The sequence below is a fragment of the Luteitalea sp. genome, from assembly GCA_009377605.1.
GTDB lineage: Bacteria > Acidobacteriota > Vicinamibacteria > Vicinamibacterales > Vicinamibacteraceae > WHTT01.
The window spans coordinates 16,994-34,227 of sequence record WHTT01000054.1; the positions used below are offsets into that span (position 1 = coordinate 16,994).

Consider the following 17,234-nt stretch of genomic DNA (forward strand, 5'->3'; position numbering starts at 1 on the left):
CACGGCCCATTCGAGGCGTCGCTTCCAATGGCGAGAGGACGAATATGAAGACCACAGGCGGCTACGACGTTCTTCCGATCGGACGGGTTCACTCCGAGCTCAGTCAGCGTCACCAGGCGCCCAAGCAGGGTTCCGAGGGAGCCCCAGATGCTCGGCTGGAAATCTTTCCAAAGTTCGTCGCAGGCCTCGAAGGGATCACCGTCGGCAGCACGATCATCGTTCTTACATGGTTGCACGAAGCACAGCGAGACGTGCTGAGGGTCCATCCCCGCGATGATGAAACCCGCCCACAAACGGGCGTCTTTGCGACTCGTTCCTCGGATCGCCCGAATCCTGTAGGGCTCCACCGTGTCGCGGTTCTGCAGGTGGAGCCCACAGGCTGGCTGCACGTGCAAGGTCTCGAAGCGATCAACAAGACGCCCGTTATCGACATCAAGCCCGTTCTCCACCGGTTGAATGATTCGTAAGCGCGACGGCCAGCTGCGCGCCCGAAAACGGTTAACTCATCTACCTGTTGAACCACTCGAGCATCTGCTCAGGATGCTCGGGGAAATAGTCGTACCCGTCCCAGCGCCGGGTAGTGCCCTCGATCCAGAACAGCTTCTTGTCCTCGACCGTCTGCCGACGAAGACCTTTTCCGCATTGTGCACCTGTCATGCGCCGGGTCTCGAACGGGGCCCGGTGAGCCGCAGGCTGAGATCGCGGAGGCGCTGGCGCGCCTTGCTATCGTAGGCTTGGTCATTCGCACGCGACTCCCGGAGGCCATCGAAATACAGACCGGTCCGACCCTCGAGCGTCGGCGAGACGGCGAGATTCAGGATGGCATCAGCGCCTTCCTCGACCGTGCTCCAGGGCGACACGCCGGCTTCACGCACCATGGTTGTGTTCATGAAGGTCGCCGGGTGCAGGCAGTTTGCCGTGATGCCGCTTCCGTCGAGCTCGTCTGCGAGGTCGAACGTGAACATGATCTGTGCGAGCTTGCTCTGGGCGTACGCGCGCATGCCGTCATAGCCATGGATCAGCATCACGTCGTCGAAATCTATGGGGTGCTGGCCGACAGACGCTACGTTGACGATGCGGCTGGAAGCCTCGGCCATCATGACCGGCAGGAGAACACGCGTCAGAAGGAAGCCCGAGAGATAGTTGACGGCAAAGCGCAGCTCGTGGCCATCGGCGCTCGTCTCGCGTGGCGCACCGTGGCGGCCCGAGCCGACGCCAGCATTGTTGATGAGGAGCGCGAGCCGATCGGTTTCCTGCTGCACGGCCTCGGCCAGTTCCCGCACCGCCGCGAGCGACGCGAGGTTTGCAGGGAGAAACGTGGCGCTGCCGCCGCGCGCTTGGATCCGAGCTACCACTTCTTCGCCGCGCGGGGCATTGCGACCGTGCACCAACACTCGCGCCCCGGCGGCGCCGAGCCGCTGCGCGACCAGCCGGCCAACACCGTCTGTCCCGCCGGTAACAAGGGCGGTCTTTCCTTCCAATGTCTTCATACGAACCTCCGTCCGCGTCCCACGCTACACTCAACATAGCGTAACCACTCTCATGTACAGTCCCTCGTGGAGCGAACCGTGAGCCAACGACGCGTACTGTTTGACTTCGAGATCGATTTCGTCAACGGTGGTGGCCTCCAAGGCCAGCAGTTCCGGCTCGACATCCACGGCCAGGACATCGGTGACCAGGAACTGGCCGCGCTCGTCGTGCGGGACCTGCGCCTGCTGATGGTCGGCGAGGTCCGCATTCTGAACAAGCGGATCATCGAGGAGCCGCACAAGCGCGCCGCGCCGAAGCAGGACATCGCGGAATGGGCCACGCCTCGGATAGTGGACCTCAGCCACACGATCGAGAGCGGCATGATCACGTATCGCGGCTTGCCCGCTCCGCTCGTCTGCGACCACATGTCGTTCGACGATTCGCGCACGCACTACGACGAGGGCACGCAGTTCAACATCGCACGCATCGACATGGTCGCCAACACTGGCACTTACGTGGATGTGCCGTATCACCGTTATCACGACGGCGAAGACCTGTCTCGCGTGGCGCTCGAGCGGATGGCTGATTTACCCGGCACAGTGGTCCGCGTGACTGGGATGACCTGGCGCGCCATCGACTGGACGGTCTTTGCCGCCAGCGAAATCAAGGGATACGCCGTGCTCGTCCACACGGGTTGGGATACCCACTGGCGTACTGACCGCTACTTCGAGGGACATCCGTTTCTGACCGAGAAGGCGGCGCTGTATCTCCGCGACAATGGCGCGGCGCTGGTGGGCATCGATTCGCTGAATGTCGACGACACCTCCGGCGGCACGCGGCCGGTGCACTCAGTCCTGCTGGGCGCCGGGATCCCAATCGTGGAGCACATGACAGGCATGTCGGCGCTGCCGACATCTGGGTTCCGCTTCACCGCGGCGCCGCCAAGAGTGGCCGGCATGGGGAGCTTTCCCGTGCGGGCGTACGCACGTCTCGAACCATGAGCGGCGCGATGATCGTCGGCGCCCTCTGGCGTCCGGGCTATGTAACAGCGGCGGTCAATGGCCCGACGTCGCGAGCCGCGTGAGTATGTACGGCACGAAGGATCGCAGGTCATCCAACAGAAGCCGCATGATCCGGGTGGCGCTGTCTTGAAAGGCTGGCAGATTGTGCATCGCTTCGCCGCGCGTTGGGCCGACGAGGTCGGAAACGGCGCGAAGGATGAGGAGCCGGGTCTGGCGGCGGTCGGCGACCCGTGCGATCGCGCCGGATTCCCAGTCGGCGGCGGACGCGTCGGGGAAGCGCCGCAGCAGGTCGGGCAAGGCGGCAGGCACGAGGTCGCGATCGCCGGAGAGCAGCATTGTTCGCCTGACGCGCACGGGAAACCGATCGTGTCCAAGCCACTTCAGATCGATATCCGTTGAGTAAGCGTCGACAGCCTCGGACGCGTCACCCATGGCTTCGTGAATGTCGTAGACGACTGTACGTGTCACCAGCAGGCGGTCGCCGCGTTGAATGCGTCCTTCTATCCCGCCACAGGTGCCGAGGTTGATCACGACCTTCGGCTGCCACCGTGAAATGGCGTATTCTGCTGACGCGGCCGCGTCAATCTTTCCCCAGCCGCCGTGCATGAAGAGCACCGGCTCGCCCGCGACAACGTGCGTAAAGAACTCCCCGTACGGTGAGCGTTCTACCTTCTGTGGCGCGAGCACTGCCTTCGTCGGGGCCCACTCGGCATTCGCGGAGATGAGGACGACCAGCCGAACGTGCTCCTGCGCGCTGGCCCTGGTTGCGCCAACGGCGGCTGCGAACATAAGGAAGAAACCCAACCGCAAGGCGACACGCCGCAGACTCCAGAGAGTGAGATGAGATCTGGCGCAAACGTTGTGCCGGGCTCGTGCCGGCACGAGTCCATGCAGATTGCACATGCGAAGGCCACAAAACAATTCCATCACGTTATTCTCGGTCCGAAGAGACGACAACGAGCGCAGCACGCTGTGCGTCCAATGAGCCTACCGTCGTTGAGTGGTCTGAGGTGCGCACGCTCATCCGGTGTCGGCAAGGGGCTGCGACTCGCGCCTCGCTGTGAGCAGCGATTCAAAGAGCCGGTAACCCATGACAACGCTTGCAGCGTACGCATTCCACGTGAGGATGATTGAGTACCTGTCGATGAACAATGTCGTCAGGGACAACATCAGATAGACGGCCGCGGGAATAATCACGAACGCTAAATCTGTCAGCGCTCTCTTGGCCGCCGCCAGGCAGACGTAGCTGCCGAACAAGATCCACACCAACAACATCATCACGGGCGGCAGGACGTCGTTCCACATGCCCCGATAGGCAAACAGAGGCGTTGCTTTGACGTGATCCACGAGGTCGCCGAGAATCGTGTTTCTCGCGCGATCGTAGAGCTGAGCATCCACCACGGTAACCGGGTCGTCTTCGCCGCCACGCTGATTGACGACGAGGAGTCGACGCCTGTACTCGGCGAAGATGTCACCAAAGTAGCTCCGTGTCGACGAGGGATCGCCGTCCCAGATCTTCTCGTTATCGACCCCTACTCTGTGATCACGATTGATCATCTCGTAACGGCCATTGATACCAAAGTCATCATCACTTATGCCGGCAGCCTTCCCAACAGCAGGCCGCAGCATGTCGGGGCTGTACCAATACAACGCGGCATGGAGCTTGCCGTTCGCGATATCGTTGACAACCGACCTCGCATAGAGGGCGACGCCGCCTCTCGATGCAATCGCCCAGCGGTCGAAATGGGCATAGTTTCTGGCCATCCAAGGGCCCACGACTGCAAGGAACACGGCTGAAAATACGGCGAGGCCAGGGATGCTCGCGCGGCCAAGCCGTGCGGCCACGGCGTAGCCGCCAAGGGACAAGAGAATCAACGGATACGCGAAGAGAAGAATGCTCTTGGTCAAGCTGGCCAGGCCAAGGCTCAGGCCCGCCAGGGCGAACGAGGCCTTGCGCTGATCCTGCACGGCCCTTGCGAGACAGAGACTCGACGCGAGAATGAGCGCGCCCCCTTGGACCTCCGACATGAACCAGTTCACGGATTCATCCATGCTGCCACTCGAGACGACGTACACCCCAGGGAATAGCGAGGCAGCAAGGGAGAGGTAGTGGTTACCGGTAAAGAACAACAGGGAGTAATAGACGAGGACCAAGCTCAGAGCAAGCCAAAGGCAATTGACGATCTTGACGATACGAACGAACCTGCTGCCCTTGCTGTTGAACCTGGACAAGGGCAATGTGGACAGCTCCTCGTCTCCAAACACAGCGGCGGCGACGGCCGCAACAGCAATGGGCACGGGCTCCCGGTACATGTTGGGGCGCACCGCGGCTTCGCTGTGGTGCGGATTGAGCCAATAGACATAGTAGGGCTCGGTGGAGAACGTGGAATGCTTCAATAGGTTGTAGACAGCTGTCATGTTCTCGAGCCCATCGGCGGCGAAGGGCTCGGCATCCACCTTGATCGAGGAGAAGAAGAGGAGAAGAGAAATGGAGGAGGCCAGGAGCGCGTTGGCGATCCAAGACGGCGGCTTCGAGGTTGGCCTCAGCACGGCGGTGCCTCATGGATGGTGAATGATGGAATCGAGCCCGGCAGACACGACACGATGCTATTCACGAACCCGTCAATCGGGATGCACGCGCCGTTGCAAGGGCGATTGGGATTCCGATCAGGAGCATGTGCACCGCGATGCTGAGCGTAACCCATAACGGGTCCGTCGATCCGGGACCCGCTGCGGAGAGCGGCACGACGATGTAGTTCATGATCCCGTAGAGCAGGAGCCCATACCCGGCACCGCAGAGGTACGGATGTCGGACGAGCAGTGGCCAACGGCGCGCCACCACGTAATACGTGACGGACATCGTCGTCGCGATCAGATCGTGCAAGGCGAGTCCCAGTGCCGCGGTCGCGCCGCCACCGGAAAAGCTACTGTTGCCGAGGAGCCCGGCCGCGACCGATTGCAGGATCCCCTGCATCGAGACGCCCGCCTTCAACATCCAGAAGAGCCAGGCGTACAGAATGTCGAGCGTGCCTGCGGCAATGCCGCCGGCCAACACGAACGCCGCTACCCGAGCTCGCTGATCGGTCATCGGACTCACACACTTCCGGCTCACTGCCACCACGCGCGTGCGCCACGTCGAGTCTACGCGAATACGGCCTAGCGAGACCAACGGCGCCCTGCCAGAGGAGGAAGGTAGGGACGCCTCGCCGAGGCGTCCGTTCCCCCTCCATCGGCACCGAGCGTGCGACCGCTCGAGCCGGGCAGGCGTCTTGGATAGAGCCTGCGGCAGGATATGCTAACGTTGTTGACATAGCTAGCTTAGCATGCTTGGATGTGTAACGTGGCGCGACAAAAGAACGACATCCTTCAGGGCACCCTGGCCCTCCTCGTGCTCAGGACCCTCGCCGACGGCCACCGGATGCACGGGTATGCGATCACCGCGCACATCCAGCGCGTGTCAGCCGACTTGCTGCGCGTTGAAGAAGGGTCGCTTTATCCTGCCCTTCACCGCATGGCCCAGGACGGATGGCTGCGCGCAGAGTGGGGCGTGACCGAGAAGAACCGGCAGGCGCGCTTCTACGTCATCACCAAGGCGGGCCGACGGCAGCTCGCGCTCGAGGAAGAGAGCTGGGCGCGGCTCTGCAGCGGCGTTCAGCGCGTGCTGCGCTACGCCTGAACCAGCCGCCCGACGGGGGAGAGCAGCGCTGGCGGGCCTCATGCGGGCGAGCGAGCGCGGACAGCGCTTCACTATCCAGGATCAGGACGGCCACAGCGAGTCGTAGTGCTCGATCAACTCGACGGAGGGCTTGCCGTACTCGTTATCGAGCTCGTCGAGGTAATTGGTGAGAGCGTCGCGCTCGAGCTCGTGCTCGACGGCCCGTGCGACAAACCCGCTCAGGCCACGGTCACCGACGTGCTCTTCTACGCGAGATGCAAGTTCTTCTTCCACGCTGACGGACCACTTGCGAACAGCCATGATTCAATCCCACCACTGTAGGAAAGCGGGCGACAGGGTCACCGTGCAAGCTGCGGATAGCGATCGAGCAGCTCCTTCGAGTACTCGCCCCGTTCCTGACCGAGCACGCGCTTCAGTTGTTCTGCATTCACGGCCGCCTGCGCGTTTGCGTGATTGTTCAGATAGCCGAACGTGAGGGGCACGATGCGGCGAACGGCGTCCAGGGTTTCCGCGAGCTCGTTGAGCTCGCCCTCGCTATAGAGGTAGTCGTAGCGCTCCCACGCCTTACCGTGCCTCCACCATTTCGCCGCATTTCGCCCGTGTAAGCGGAGGTAATAGAACGTCTCGATGTTCGGGAGCTGATTCTGTCTGATCGAGCTCCGAAACTTCGGCTCATCGATCTGCGTCCACGCCGCGTGATGAGCGTTGAGCAGCCTCAGCGTCGCGGCCACGTCATCGCTCCATGTGCGATCACGCAGCTCCACGGCGCAGCGATACGCGCCAAAGGTCCGCAAGAGCCACTCCAGCGATTCAAGATTCTCTGGCGTGTTCTTGAAGCTCGCCGGATATTGGATCAGCACCGCGCCAAGCTTGCCGGCCTCTGCGAGTGGATCGAGGCCGCGCCGCACCTCATCGACGTCGGCTGGGCCGAGCTGGGGGTCGAGTCGCGGGTTCCGGCGGGCGAACTCACGCGGATGCGTGAACTTCTCCCACAGCTTGACGCTGAAGAGAAAGCCGTTCGGCGTGCGCTCGACCCACGTGCGGGAGATCTCCTGAGTCGCAGGCCGGTAGAAGGTGTTGTTGATTTCAACCGTATTGAAACGATCGGCGTAGTAGGCGAGCGCATCGAAGCCCTTGGGTTGGCGGAACGGGTAAAACAGACCGCGCCAGCTCGCCTCGCCCCGCGTGTAGTCCCACCCCGAGGTTCCGATGCGCACGTCGCCCTCGCCACGCTGTTCGGGCATGCTTCTAGTCTAAGCGGATCCCTGATGGCCACAGTACGTAGCGAGGGGTCTTTAGACCCCCCGCCCTACTGGACCGCTTTCGGATCCATCCAGAAGACTTCCCAATGATGTCCATCGAGGTCGTAGAAGCTCCAGCCGTACATGAAGCCGTGGTCCTGCGGATCCATCGCGTGCGTGCCACCCGCAGCGATGGCCTTCTTCACCACCTCATCCACTTCCGTCTTGTCGTCGCACGAAAACCCGAAGAGCCCTTCGACCTGCTTGGCCGTGTCCAACGGCTCACGCTTGGTAAACGTCTTGAAGTAGGGCTCGGCGAGAAGCATCACGAATGCCTCGTCGCTGACGATCATGCACGCCGCGTTCTCGTCCGTGAACTTCGGGTTGAACGCGAAGCCGAGGCTCGAGAAGAATTCCATCGACTTCTTCAGATCGCGGACGGGCAGGTTGACGAAGAGCTTTCTGGAACGTTGTTCTGCCATGAGTCTCTCGATGAGTGAGTTGGGCTCGCTCTATTGATCCGTCCAAGCATCTTATCTTCCCGCACGCGTCGGTAGCAGCGCGCGCAGGCGATGGTCGCGCAGCCAGAGCCCTGCCCAGAGCAGCGCAGCCAGGTACGTCGGGAACAGCGTGTGGGGACGGCGTCCTCGGCGTCGACGGCCGAGCCCAACATCCGGTAGCAGTGCCCGAGCAGCCCAGAGCGGTGGCCCTCGAGCTGTGCGACATCGGTTAGCATCCTGGTTGTGATAGCACCACGCCGCGAAATTCGTCAACAGCCTTACGGAGGGCGGCGATGACGACAGTGCCCCTCATGGGGCCTTCTGGATCGTGGCAGGTTAGTGACGCTGAGTGCTTGCCGTGCGGGCAGCGCGAGCCCCCAGACTGGTGCTTCGCGTTGGCCCAACGAAGAGTAACATCTATGATACTAACATTGATGTTAGTATCATAGAGTGATTAAGCGTCGGTTTGTCGGGCGGAAAGCGGATCTCGAGCGGCTGGAGCGGCATCTTCGTATCGTTATCAGGGAGGGTAACGGCCGGCTGATCAGCGTTCGCGGGCGGCGCCAGGCGGGCAAATCCCGTCTGGTGACCGAGTTCACAGAGAAGAGCGGCCTGCCGCAGCTCTTTTTCACTGGCTCTCGCCTTGCCTCACCGGGTGAGGAACTGGCCCGTTTCGCCGCGGAGGCAACTCGATCCTCCACGCTGCCTGCAGCCCACCTGTTCAACGGCGTCCGACTGGAGAGTTGGGACGCGGCACTGCGTCTGGTGAACGCCGCGTTGCCCGACGCCCCAGCCATCGTCGTGCTCGACGAGTTCCCGTGGCTGGCGCAGTCGGACCCGGCGCTCGAGGGGGTGCTCCAGACACTCTGGGATCGGGTGTTCGAGGCAAAGCCCGTACTCTTCATCCTCATCGGATCCGATCTGGCGATGATGGAGGCTCTGACAGCTCACGACAGGCCGCTGTTCGGGCGTGCCAAAGAGATCGTCGTCAACCCCTTGACCCTCGCCGACACGGCGGCCATGACTGGCATCGAACGCGCCGCCACGGCGGTGGATGCCCAACTCGTCACGGGCGGCTACCCGCGCCTCTGCCTGGAGTGGCACGGCGTGGGCGACGTGATGACGTTTCTGCGGGACCAACTGACCGACGAGAATTCCGACCTCGTGGTCGTCGGTCGTAACGTGATGGCCGCCGAGTTTCGGTCGGAGCTCCAGGCCCGCCATGTGCTTGCTGCCATTGGTGCGGGGGACCGAACGAACAAGACGATCGCAAACCGTTCCGGCCTCCAAGCGGCATCCTTGGCTCGCTCGCTCCACACGCTGCGTGACGATAAGAGGATCATTGCCTCCGACCTGCCAGTTTCAACCCGACCGGCGAAGGAGCCGCGGTATCGAGTGGCTGATTCCTACCTCCGGTTCTGGCTGCGGTTCATCGAGCCGGCGCAGGCAGACATTGCTCGCGGCCGTCCCGATCTGGCGCTGGCCCGAGTGCAAGAGTCGTGGGTCGAGTATCGGGGCAAGGCGGTCGAACCGCTGGTACGAGAATCCCTCGAGCGCATTGCCGCCGATGATCCACGCCTGGCGGGCACTGGCGTCGTGGGGAGCTATTGGACGCGCACCGGGAATGAGGAAGTGGATCTTGTAGGCGTGGACCGCTGGCCTGGAGCGCGTTCTGTCGTCTTCGTCGGTTCCATCAAGTGGCGAGACCAGAAGCCGTTCAATCGCTACGATCTGGCGGCGCTCGCCGGGCAGCGATCGCGGGTGCCCGGCGCGAGCGAGACGGCACTCGTGGTGGTCAGCCGTTCGGGATTCACCGTGCAGGACGTTGCAGCAGCCTTCGGTCCAGCGGACCTGGTCGCGGCGTGGCGATGAAGTCTCACTGGCCACCTCTGTCAAACAGGTGGACGATAGCCAGGAGACGACAGAGAAAATGCTCTAGGACTACGCTTCCCGCAAGGCGCGCAGCGGATCGAGCCGGCTCGCGCGATACGCGGGTAGATAGCAGGCAACAACGGCGACAATGATCAGCACGAGCGAGGCCCCGGCCATGCTCAAGGGGTCCGCAGGATGCACGTCGTACAGCAGCCGTGAGATCGCCTGGCCGACGAGGGCCGAAGCGGCGAGACCGACGAGCACGCCCACCATGACGCGGGCCATCCCGCGACGAAGCACCAGCCGCAGCACGTCGACACGGCTGGCGCCGAGGGCCATCCGCACGCCGATTTCACGCTGCCGCAGATTGACGATGGACATCATGACACCGTAGAGGCCGAGGCTTGCCAATCCCAACGCCAGCAGCCCGAACACGCCCAGCAGTCCAACGCCCATCGTGGCGCCGAACAGCGCTTGTCCGATCATCTTGCGTCCCGTGCGCACGTCGCTGACCTCGACCTGATTGTCGACCTGACGTATCTCCCGCTGCACGGTTGTCATTACCCTCGAAGGGGCGCCGATAGTGGCCACGTGCAACACCATCGCATCCGAGAAGTTCTGCCGGAGCGGCAGATACACGGCCGGCCGCGGCGCCTCACCGAGGCTTCCGTAATTGACGGTCTCCGCGACGCCAACGATCTGACGAAGCGTCGGGTCGTCATTCAATCTGATGCGTTTGCCGAGCGGATCCTCGTTTGGCCAGTGCTGAGCCGCCAAAGTGTCGTTGATGATTGCGACTGGGAGCGTCTCTTCGCGATCTCGGTCCGTGAACGCCCGCCCTCTCGTGAGCGCAACCTCAGTTGTTGCGAGGTAGTGAGGATCAATAGTGTTGACGACGGTCAGGATTTGGCTTGCCTTCCCGCGATCTTCTCGTCCTTCGATGACCAAGCGCTGCGCAGAACGGTTGAACAGCGGTAGGTTCGTGGCCCAGGCGACGGACCGGACGCCAGAGATGGTGGCCACGCGCTCCCGGACGTCGCGATAGAACTGCTCGCTCCGCGGCCGATCGTAGCCGGCCTGGCCGGGGCTGAGCATCACGACGCCGAGCTCGGACGTCTCGAAACCAGGATCGATCGTGTACGCCTGCTGGATACTTCGCAGCAGCAGACCGGCCGTGACGAGAGAGATGAGCGAGAGCGCCACCTGACCCACGAGAAGCACGTCCGCCAGGCCGACGCCTCGGCGCGGACGGCTGCCGCCATGCGTCTCTTCCTTCACGGCGCTCACGATGTCAGGGCGAGACGAGCGCACGGCCGGAACGGCTCCAAAGATGACACCGGTTGCGACGGAGGCGATGAGCGTGAAGAGCAGCACGCTTATGTCCATGTCGAGATCGACGAGATTCTGGGCGTACTCCGGCGGCCGGAACGACCAGAGGAACTGACAGCCCACGTAGGCCAGCCCAAAGCCGATGGCGCCGCTCGTTACACCCAGGAGCATGCTCTCGGTCAGCAGTTGCCGAACGAGTCGGGACCGACGCGCCCCGAGAGCCAGCCGCACGGCTATCTCCTGCCGCCGGCCCACGGCGCGTGCGAGGAGCAGGTTCGCCACGTTCGAGCAGGCTATCAGCAGCACGAGGGCGGGAATGGCCATGAGCACCGCGCCGCTCATCAGCGTGGATTGCTGGCCAGACCCGAGCAGCGCGGCTCTGGTCAGCGGCCGCACGTCGATGCTGCGCCCGCGATTGGCGTCCGGATACTCGCGTTCGAGCGCCAGTGCGATCGTTTGTAGCTGGGCCTCGGCGCGGGACGGAACGACCCCAGGCGCGAGACGCGCCACACCGCTGAAGGCCAGCGCGCTGCGGTCGCGCAGCCAGTGGCGCTTGTCGGCGGACAGCACCTGTTCGTCCATCACCGTGGGAATCCAGATATCCGGTCCGAACACGCCGTCGATGCCCTTGAACCCTTCGGGTGCTACGCCGATGACCGTGAGCGCGACGCCGTTGATGGTAATCTCGCGGCCGATGATATCGAGCGTGCCGCCAAAGCGATGCTGCCAAGGGCCGTAGCCAATCACCGCGACCGGATGCGCGCCTGGCACGCGATCCTCCTCAGGTCGAAAGAAGCGGCCGATGACTGGACGTAGCCCCAGCGTCCCGAAATAGTTGCCGGTGACCAGCTCGATGAACAGACGCTCGGGTGAGCCGTGGTTCAGCCAGGTGGCGGCTTGCGGCGCCGAGTAAGCCGCGAGGCTTCGGAAGCTCGTCTGCCGATCGCCGAGATCGCGCAGATTCAGGTGTGAGAGCGGCAGAAGGTTATCTGCGTCGGCGCTCGGTGACGTGTCGACCGTGCGCACCATGACGAGCTCGGAGCCATTCGCCACTGGCAAGGGGCTGAGGAACAGCGTATTGATCACGGTGAAGACCGTCGTATTGGCGCCGATCCCGAACGCCAGCGTCAGCATGACAATGGCAGTGAATCCCGGCGCGCGGCGCAGCGTCCGCACCGCGTAGCGCGCGTCACGCCAGAGGTCGGCCAGCAGATTGGCCGTTGCGGGCGCGCCCGGCGGCGGAGGCGCTTGCCCGGAGCGTCGTCGTTGCCGCAACCTCGGCGCAAGGTCTCGATCGCGCAGCTCGGCTAGGACCGCGTCCGTAGCGACCTCCTCTTCCAGCCCACGTGCCCGCAGCTCCTCGTAGCGATCCTGGAGATGGTCGGCGAGCTCATCAGCGACGGCCGCTTCATCCGAAGGATCCAGCCCGGCATCCTGCAGCCTTGCCCTGACTTCTCGTTGCCAGTCGCGGATAGTCATTACGTCCATATACGGTAATGCAATATATGCGGTTCCGGTCACGAGGCGCGTGCCTCGGCGTCTCGCGGCCCGTTTCCGTCAAGCGCCCTCGCCCCAAGCGACGCGCGAGCCGAACTGGCGTCGATCCGCTAGAATGGCACGGCCTGGCCTTTGGCCTGTTCAGTGGAGGGTTCGACCGTGACGATGAGATCGCGCGCTTCCGTATCCCGTCGATCGTTTCTGGCGCTGACGGCGGCCGCGCCGCTGGCCGCCGTGGCGCGGCTCCGCGCGCAGGTGCCCGTTGGCATCGAGCTCTACTCCGTCCGGGATGAGCTCGAGAAAGATCTGTTCGGCACCGTGAGCGCCATCGCGAAGATGAGGTACGAGGTCGTCGAGTTCTTCTCCCCTTACTACGAGTGGGAACCGGCGTATGCGAAGAAAGTGCGCAGCCTGCTCGACGATCTGGGAATCCGTTGTCCCTCGACGCACAACGGCGCCGAGGTGTTCACCGCCGAGGGCCTCGACAAGGCGATCGAGCTGAACCAGATCCTGGGGTCGACGCTCATTGCGATGGCGAGCGCCGGGCGCGGCGTGGAGGGTGTGGACGGGTGGAAGGGCGTGGCCGAGCGACTGACCACGGCGGCGGAGAAGCTGAAGCCGCTGGGAATGCGTGCCGGGTTCCACAATCATCAGCTCGAGTTCAGACCGCTCGAGGGCGAGGACACGCGGCCGATGGACGTGTTGGCAACGAGCACGCCCGAGGATGTGGTGTTGCAACTGGACGTCGGCACCTGCGTGGAAGTCGGGGTCGACCCCGTGGCCTGGATCAATGCCAATCCTGGTCGCATCCGGAGCATCCACTGCAAGGATTGGGGACCAGACGAGGGGTATCACGTGCTGTTTGGCGAAGGCGTGGCTCCCTGGTCCGAGATCTTCAAGGCGGCCGAGGCCACCGGCGGCGTGGAGCAGTACTTGATCGAGCAGGAGGGCAGCCGGTTTTCATCGATGGAGACGGCAGAACGCTGCCTCGCCACCTGGAAGAAGATGAGAAGCTAACTGAAGTCCATGCATGCCAGGTCCGTAGGGTTAGGTAAAGAGCGTTCTAAGAGTGTAATCTGAACCCATGAGTGCACGCTCCATCGAGTCGATCACACGCGCTGCACTTCAGCTGCAGCCTGATGCACGAGTGCAACTTGCACGCTCTCTCGTCCAGAGTTTGGCCGACTTGCCCGAGACCGAGTTGGCAGAGCTTTGGCTGGCCGAAGCCGAGCGCCGGGATGCCGACATGGAGTCAGGTAAAGTAGAGGGCATCCGCGGTGAGGAGGTCTTTGATCGCATCCAAGCGCGTCACGGCAGGTGATGCTGCCCTATGTGTTTCACCCTCTCGCGGCGAAAGAGCTTGAGGCTGCCGCAGCCTACTACGAGAGCCGCGCCCCCGGTAAGGGTTTGGAGTTTGCACAACAGATCAAAGCGGCCGTTGAACAGATTCGCGCATTCCCGGAATCGGCGCCTGTCACACGCGGGTCTGTTCGTTCCGTTGTGATTCAGCCCTCATCTCGCTGGCGTTTACCCTGTACTACCGCGCCAAACCCAATCGCATTCGTATTCTTGCAACCGTCCGCACGTGGTTCCAGGCGGTCCAGCTCGTCACGTAGCTGGCCCACACCTTGGCGCCCTCGGTGCTCGTCGCATCGACAGCGGCGAGCGCGTCGTTCCGCGGCACGTTGAACACTCGCGTCACGAGCACGGTCCCGACGACATAGAGCAAGCCGCCGGTGAGCAGATAGCCTGCACCGGACGTGTGCCACCTCGTGAGCGAGAGGAACGCCGTCACGAGGCATGTTGCTGCCGTTCCCAAGAGCACACTCAGGAACAATGGATTGAGCACCACGATGTTGATCGATTGCATCGCGGCGATGCCTTGCGCCGGTGGAAGACGTGCAAGGGCCCGCATGACGAAGGTCGAAAAGGCAAAGAAGACCCCGGCGATGAGACCGCAGCCGAGTGCTGACACGAGAGTCAGCACGAAGAGCCAGTCGTCGATCACTTTGGCGAGCTCCTTTCCATTGGAGAGTATGCTCCAAATCCTTGTCGACTTGCGCCAGTGTGCGGTAGCGTTCGTGTGGACGAGGCGATGTGGTGCGTTCGATCGAGAATGAGTGGCTGTGGGGCTGGGATGCCACGCCGGGAATCGTGTCGGTCTGGGCCGAGAGCGACGGACGGGTAGAGGTGTGGCGCCGAATGCCGGAGACCGGCGAGCTCGTTCACGAGAAGGCGCGATTTCGGCCATGGCTGCTGCTCGATCGACTCGACGATCTTCGGCACCTCGGTCCCGCTCTCGGCTACGAAGGGAGGGCGGGCGTCCGCGTGAGCTACCGCGAGCTCAGTGGCAACGGCGCACTGCGTTATCTGGTGCGAGCCGCTGATGGACAGATGCTCACGTCCGCGATCTTGCAGGGCGCTGCACGGCGCTTCGGCCAGCACGTCGGCCACTTACGCGAGCTGGGCAAGGAGTGCGTGCTTGCGCTGCCGCCGGAGGAGCAATATCTGGTGGCCACAGGTCGGACGTACTTTCGCGACCTCTCGTTCGACCAACTGCGCCGGTTGCAGTTCGACCTCGAGACAACAGGGCTCGACCCGGATCGGGATCGGATCTTCATGGTGGCGGTACACGATCCGGCGGGATCTACCGAGCTGCTCGAAGCGCACGGCGAGGGAGATGCAGCTGAGGCCGAGCTGATCCGCCGACTCATAGCGAAGGTGCAGGCGGCAGATCCCGACGTGATCGAGAACCACAATCTCCACGGGTTCGACCTGCCGTTCCTCGATCGACGTGCGCGCCTGCTTGGCGTGCCGCTCGGGCTCGGCCGGACCGGCCGGCCAGAGCTACGACAGCGGGCGGCGCGACGCGGGGTTGCGCTCGGCTCGGACCCGCGTCGTCGCGTGCGGTACGTCGCGCCCGGTCGCGAGCTCATCGACACGCTCGACGCGGTGCGACAGTACGACTTTGCTACGCGCGACCTGCTGGGGCATGGGCTCAAGACGGTGGCGCGGCACCTCGGGATCTCGGGGCCGGATCGCGAGCAGATTCCCGGCCACCTGATCTACGACGTGTACCTTCGAGACCCCGCGCGCGTACGGCGATACGCGGCGGCCGACGTGGAGGAGGTTGCGGCGCTGGCGCGCATGCTTGGTGGTGCGGCGTTCGCGCTCGCGCAGATGGCGCCGCGGCGCTACGAGCGGCTCGCGGACGCCGGAGCGGCGACTGGCGTGATCGATCCCCTGCTGGTGCGTGCGTATCTGCGCGCTGGGATGGCGCTCCCAGCCCACCAACCAGGCGACGGCACGCCCCACAGCGGGGCGGCGCTGCACCTGTTCGCCTCGGGCGTGGCGCAGCGCGTGGTCAAGGCGGATGTCGCCAGCCTGTATCCGTCGTTGATGCGCGCCTACCGAATCGGCCCATCGCGTGACCGGCTCGGCGTGATGCTGACGCTGGTCGATCGTCTCGTCCAGCAGCGGCTCGCCGCGAAGGGGCGTGCGCGGGCCGCACCGGTGGGATCGGCAGAGCGCCATAGCCACGAGGCCATGTCAGCGGCGATGAAGCTCGTGGTCAACTCCGCGTACGGCTACCTCGCTGCGGGCGGCAGCTTGACGCGATTCGCGGACGTCCACGCGGCGAACGAAGTGACACGGCGCGGCCGCGAGGTGCTCGACGTGATATGCCGCGAATTCGCCGCGCGCGGAGTCACGCTGCTCGAGGCAGACACCGACGGCGTCTATTTTGCGGTGCCGGAGACGTGGTCCGAGCTGGACGAGCGTCGCGCGGTAGCGGAGGTCGCCGCGCTTCTACCGCCGCTCGTCCAGCTCGAGCTCGACGGCCGTTACCAGGCGATGCTGTCCCACGAGCCGAAGAACTACGCGCTGCTGTCCTACGACGGCACACTCCTCTTGCGTGGCGTCGCGTTTCGCTCGAGCCGTACAGAGCCGTTCGGAGAGGCGTTCCTGCGTCGCGCAATCGGCCGGCTGCTCGTCGGTGACGTCGTCGGCGTCCGCGAGGCCTACGTCGCCACGTTCATGGCGCTGGCACGCCGCGAGCTCCCAACATACGACGTATCCTCGCGCGTGCGCTTGGTCAAGACGCCCGAGCAGTATCTCGAGACGCGCGACAGCCGGCGCGAGCTCTCGTACGAAGCGCTGCTCGCAGCCGGCCGCAGGTCGTGGAGCGTCGGCGAGCGCATCAGGGTCTATCGCACGAAGACCGGCGAGGGCGGCGTGATCGCCGATTCGGACGACGATGGCGCTTCGAGCGGGAGCGTTGATCGTCGCGACTATGACGTCGACTATTACTTGCGGCTGTTGCGGGACACCTTTGCAGCGCGGCTAGCACGCGCCTTCTCACCGGACGACTTTGCCGCGGTGTTTGCCGATCCCGACCAGCCGTCGCTCTTTACGCCGTCGCTCGCAACGATTGAGATCCTCCTCACGAGAATGACCGGCGGTGACGGCGCGGCATCGGCAGACCTAGCGGCACCCCTTCTCACCGAGCAAGAGGGAGTGACGCCGCTTATTCAGCTCGAGTGCCGAAACGCGCTCGACGAGACGGAGGCAAGCTGACGCCGACGACGTGCGCTCACCAACGGTATACAGAAGAGCTGGTGCCGCCGCT

17 protein-coding genes and 3 pseudogenes are annotated in these 17,234 nt (G+C 63.7%); 8 read left to right on the top strand and 12 right to left on the bottom strand.

Annotated elements, in window-relative coordinates:
• Positions 1-44 precede the first annotated feature (44 nt).
• Positions 45-467: a tRNA (N6-threonylcarbamoyladenosine(37)-N6)-methyltransferase TrmO gene (gene tsaA / locus GEV06_17675; GenBank protein ID MPZ19728.1), complete on the top strand. Its 423-nt coding sequence runs from the start codon at positions 45-47 to the stop codon at positions 465-467.
• 40 nt (positions 468-507) lie between these two features.
• On the opposite strand, the pseudogene GEV06_17680 reads toward tsaA, so the two are convergent.
• Together GEV06_17680 and GEV06_17685 are read right to left on the bottom strand one after the other, a co-directional pair.
• Positions 508-612, bottom strand: a pseudogene (locus tag GEV06_17680) (alpha/beta hydrolase).
• Between the two features lie 41 nt (positions 613-653).
• The gene (locus GEV06_17685; GenBank protein ID MPZ19729.1) at positions 654-1,490 is read right to left on the bottom strand and encodes an SDR family NAD(P)-dependent oxidoreductase; all 837 of its coding nucleotides are present in this window, start codon (positions 1,488-1,490) and stop codon (positions 654-656) included.
• A gap of 78 nt (positions 1,491-1,568) precedes the next feature.
• On the opposite strand from GEV06_17685, the gene GEV06_17690 reads away from it, so the two are divergent.
• Positions 1,569-2,471, top strand: coding sequence for a cyclase family protein (locus GEV06_17690; GenBank protein MPZ19730.1), 903 nt, complete (start codon positions 1,569-1,571; stop codon positions 2,469-2,471).
• A 54-nt stretch (positions 2,472-2,525) separates the two neighbouring features.
• On the opposite strand, the gene GEV06_17695 is transcribed toward GEV06_17690, so the two are convergent.
• From GEV06_17695 to GEV06_17705, 3 genes are all read right to left on the bottom strand, one after another.
• The gene (locus GEV06_17695; GenBank protein MPZ19731.1) at positions 2,526-3,419 is read right to left on the bottom strand and encodes a hypothetical protein; all 894 of its coding nucleotides are present in this window, start codon (positions 3,417-3,419) and stop codon (positions 2,526-2,528) included.
• 93 nt (positions 3,420-3,512) lie between these two features.
• On the bottom strand, positions 3,513-5,042 hold the full coding sequence (locus GEV06_17700; protein MPZ19732.1) for a hypothetical protein: 1,530 nt from the start codon (positions 5,040-5,042) through the stop codon (positions 3,513-3,515).
• A gap of 61 nt (positions 5,043-5,103) precedes the next feature.
• Positions 5,104-5,580, bottom strand: a complete 477-nt coding sequence (locus GEV06_17705; protein MPZ19733.1) for a hypothetical protein — start codon at positions 5,578-5,580, stop codon at positions 5,104-5,106.
• A gap of 243 nt (positions 5,581-5,823) precedes the next feature.
• On the opposite strand from GEV06_17705, the gene GEV06_17710 reads away from it, so the two are divergent.
• Entirely contained in the window at positions 5,824-6,168 is a 345-nt protein-coding gene (locus GEV06_17710; GenBank protein ID MPZ19734.1) for a PadR family transcriptional regulator, read from the top strand.
• 81 nt (positions 6,169-6,249) lie between these two features.
• Here the strand turns inward: GEV06_17710 and GEV06_17715 are convergent, their stop codons facing one another.
• From GEV06_17715 to GEV06_17735, 5 genes and pseudogenes are all read right to left on the bottom strand, one after another.
• Entirely contained in the window at positions 6,250-6,468 is a 219-nt protein-coding gene (locus tag GEV06_17715) for a hypothetical protein (protein ID MPZ19735.1), read from the bottom strand.
• Positions 6,469-6,506: 38 nt separating this feature from the next.
• Positions 6,507-7,412, bottom strand: a complete 906-nt coding sequence (locus tag GEV06_17720; GenBank protein ID MPZ19736.1) for a DUF72 domain-containing protein — start codon at positions 7,410-7,412, stop codon at positions 6,507-6,509.
• 65 nt (positions 7,413-7,477) lie between these two features.
• On the bottom strand, positions 7,478-7,891 hold the full coding sequence (locus GEV06_17725) for a glyoxalase/bleomycin resistance/extradiol dioxygenase family protein (protein MPZ19737.1): 414 nt from the start codon (positions 7,889-7,891) through the stop codon (positions 7,478-7,480).
• A gap of 51 nt (positions 7,892-7,942) precedes the next feature.
• Positions 7,943-8,044: pseudogene (locus GEV06_17730) on the bottom strand (DoxX family protein).
• Positions 8,045-8,046: 2 nt separating this feature from the next.
• Positions 8,047-8,145, bottom strand: a pseudogene (locus tag GEV06_17735) (RNA polymerase subunit sigma-70).
• Between the two features lie 217 nt (positions 8,146-8,362).
• On the opposite strand from GEV06_17735, the gene GEV06_17740 reads away from it, so the two are divergent.
• Positions 8,363-9,781: an ATPase gene (locus GEV06_17740; protein ID MPZ19738.1), complete on the top strand. Its 1,419-nt coding sequence runs from the start codon at positions 8,363-8,365 to the stop codon at positions 9,779-9,781.
• Between the two features lie 69 nt (positions 9,782-9,850).
• On the opposite strand, the gene GEV06_17745 is transcribed toward GEV06_17740, so the two are convergent.
• Positions 9,851-12,589 (bottom strand): FtsX-like permease family protein, encoded by a 2,739-nt coding sequence (locus GEV06_17745; protein MPZ19739.1) that lies wholly within the window; start codon positions 12,587-12,589, stop codon positions 9,851-9,853.
• 183 nt (positions 12,590-12,772) lie between these two features.
• Here GEV06_17745 and GEV06_17750 point away from each other — a divergent pair, with 183 nt between their 5' ends.
• From GEV06_17750 to GEV06_17760, 3 genes are all read left to right on the top strand, one after another.
• On the top strand, positions 12,773-13,624 hold the full coding sequence (locus GEV06_17750) for a TIM barrel protein (protein MPZ19740.1): 852 nt from the start codon (positions 12,773-12,775) through the stop codon (positions 13,622-13,624).
• A gap of 67 nt (positions 13,625-13,691) precedes the next feature.
• On the top strand, positions 13,692-13,928 hold the full coding sequence (locus GEV06_17755; GenBank protein MPZ19741.1) for an addiction module antitoxin RelB: 237 nt from the start codon (positions 13,692-13,694) through the stop codon (positions 13,926-13,928).
• On the top strand, positions 13,928-14,296 hold the full coding sequence (locus GEV06_17760) for a hypothetical protein (protein MPZ19742.1): 369 nt from the start codon (positions 13,928-13,930) through the stop codon (positions 14,294-14,296). The genes GEV06_17755 and GEV06_17760 overlap by 1 nt, the downstream gene beginning before the upstream one ends.
• Here the strand turns inward: GEV06_17760 and GEV06_17765 are convergent.
• Complete coding sequence (locus GEV06_17765) at positions 14,145-14,615, bottom strand: DUF1772 domain-containing protein (GenBank protein ID MPZ19743.1); 471 nt, start codon at positions 14,613-14,615, stop codon at positions 14,145-14,147. The genes GEV06_17760 and GEV06_17765 overlap by 152 nt on opposite strands.
• Before the next feature lie 89 nt (positions 14,616-14,704).
• Between GEV06_17765 and GEV06_17770 the strand changes: the two genes are divergently transcribed.
• A complete protein-coding gene (locus tag GEV06_17770) occupies positions 14,705-17,182 on the top strand; it encodes a DNA polymerase II (protein ID MPZ19744.1) in 2,478 nt (825 codons plus the stop codon).
• Positions 17,183-17,234 lie beyond the last annotated feature (52 nt).

Coding starts and splice junctions, on each gene's coding strand:
- tsaA (MPZ19728.1), top strand. CDS start 45: ATGAAGACCACAGGCGGCTACGACGTTCTTCCGATCGGACGGGTTCAC.
- GEV06_17685 (MPZ19729.1), bottom strand. CDS start 1,490: ATGAAGACATTGGAAGGAAAGACCGCCCTTGTTACCGGCGGGACAGAC.
- GEV06_17695 (MPZ19731.1), bottom strand. CDS start 3,419: ATGGAATTGTTTTGTGGCCTTCGCATGTGCAATCTGCATGGACTCGTG.
- GEV06_17705 (MPZ19733.1), bottom strand. CDS start 5,580: ATGACCGATCAGCGAGCTCGGGTAGCGGCGTTCGTGTTGGCCGGCGGC.
- GEV06_17710 (MPZ19734.1), top strand. CDS start 5,824: ATGTGTAACGTGGCGCGACAAAAGAACGACATCCTTCAGGGCACCCTG.
- GEV06_17715 (MPZ19735.1), bottom strand. CDS start 6,468: ATGGCTGTTCGCAAGTGGTCCGTCAGCGTGGAAGAAGAACTTGCATCT.
- GEV06_17720 (MPZ19736.1), bottom strand. CDS start 7,412: ATGCCCGAACAGCGTGGCGAGGGCGACGTGCGCATCGGAACCTCGGGG.
- GEV06_17725 (MPZ19737.1), bottom strand. CDS start 7,891: ATGGCAGAACAACGTTCCAGAAAGCTCTTCGTCAACCTGCCCGTCCGC.
- GEV06_17745 (MPZ19739.1), bottom strand. CDS start 12,589: ATGACTATCCGCGACTGGCAACGAGAAGTCAGGGCAAGGCTGCAGGAT.
- GEV06_17750 (MPZ19740.1), top strand. CDS start 12,773: ATGAGATCGCGCGCTTCCGTATCCCGTCGATCGTTTCTGGCGCTGACG.
- GEV06_17755 (MPZ19741.1), top strand. CDS start 13,692: ATGAGTGCACGCTCCATCGAGTCGATCACACGCGCTGCACTTCAGCTG.
- GEV06_17760 (MPZ19742.1), top strand. CDS start 13,928: ATGCTGCCCTATGTGTTTCACCCTCTCGCGGCGAAAGAGCTTGAGGCT.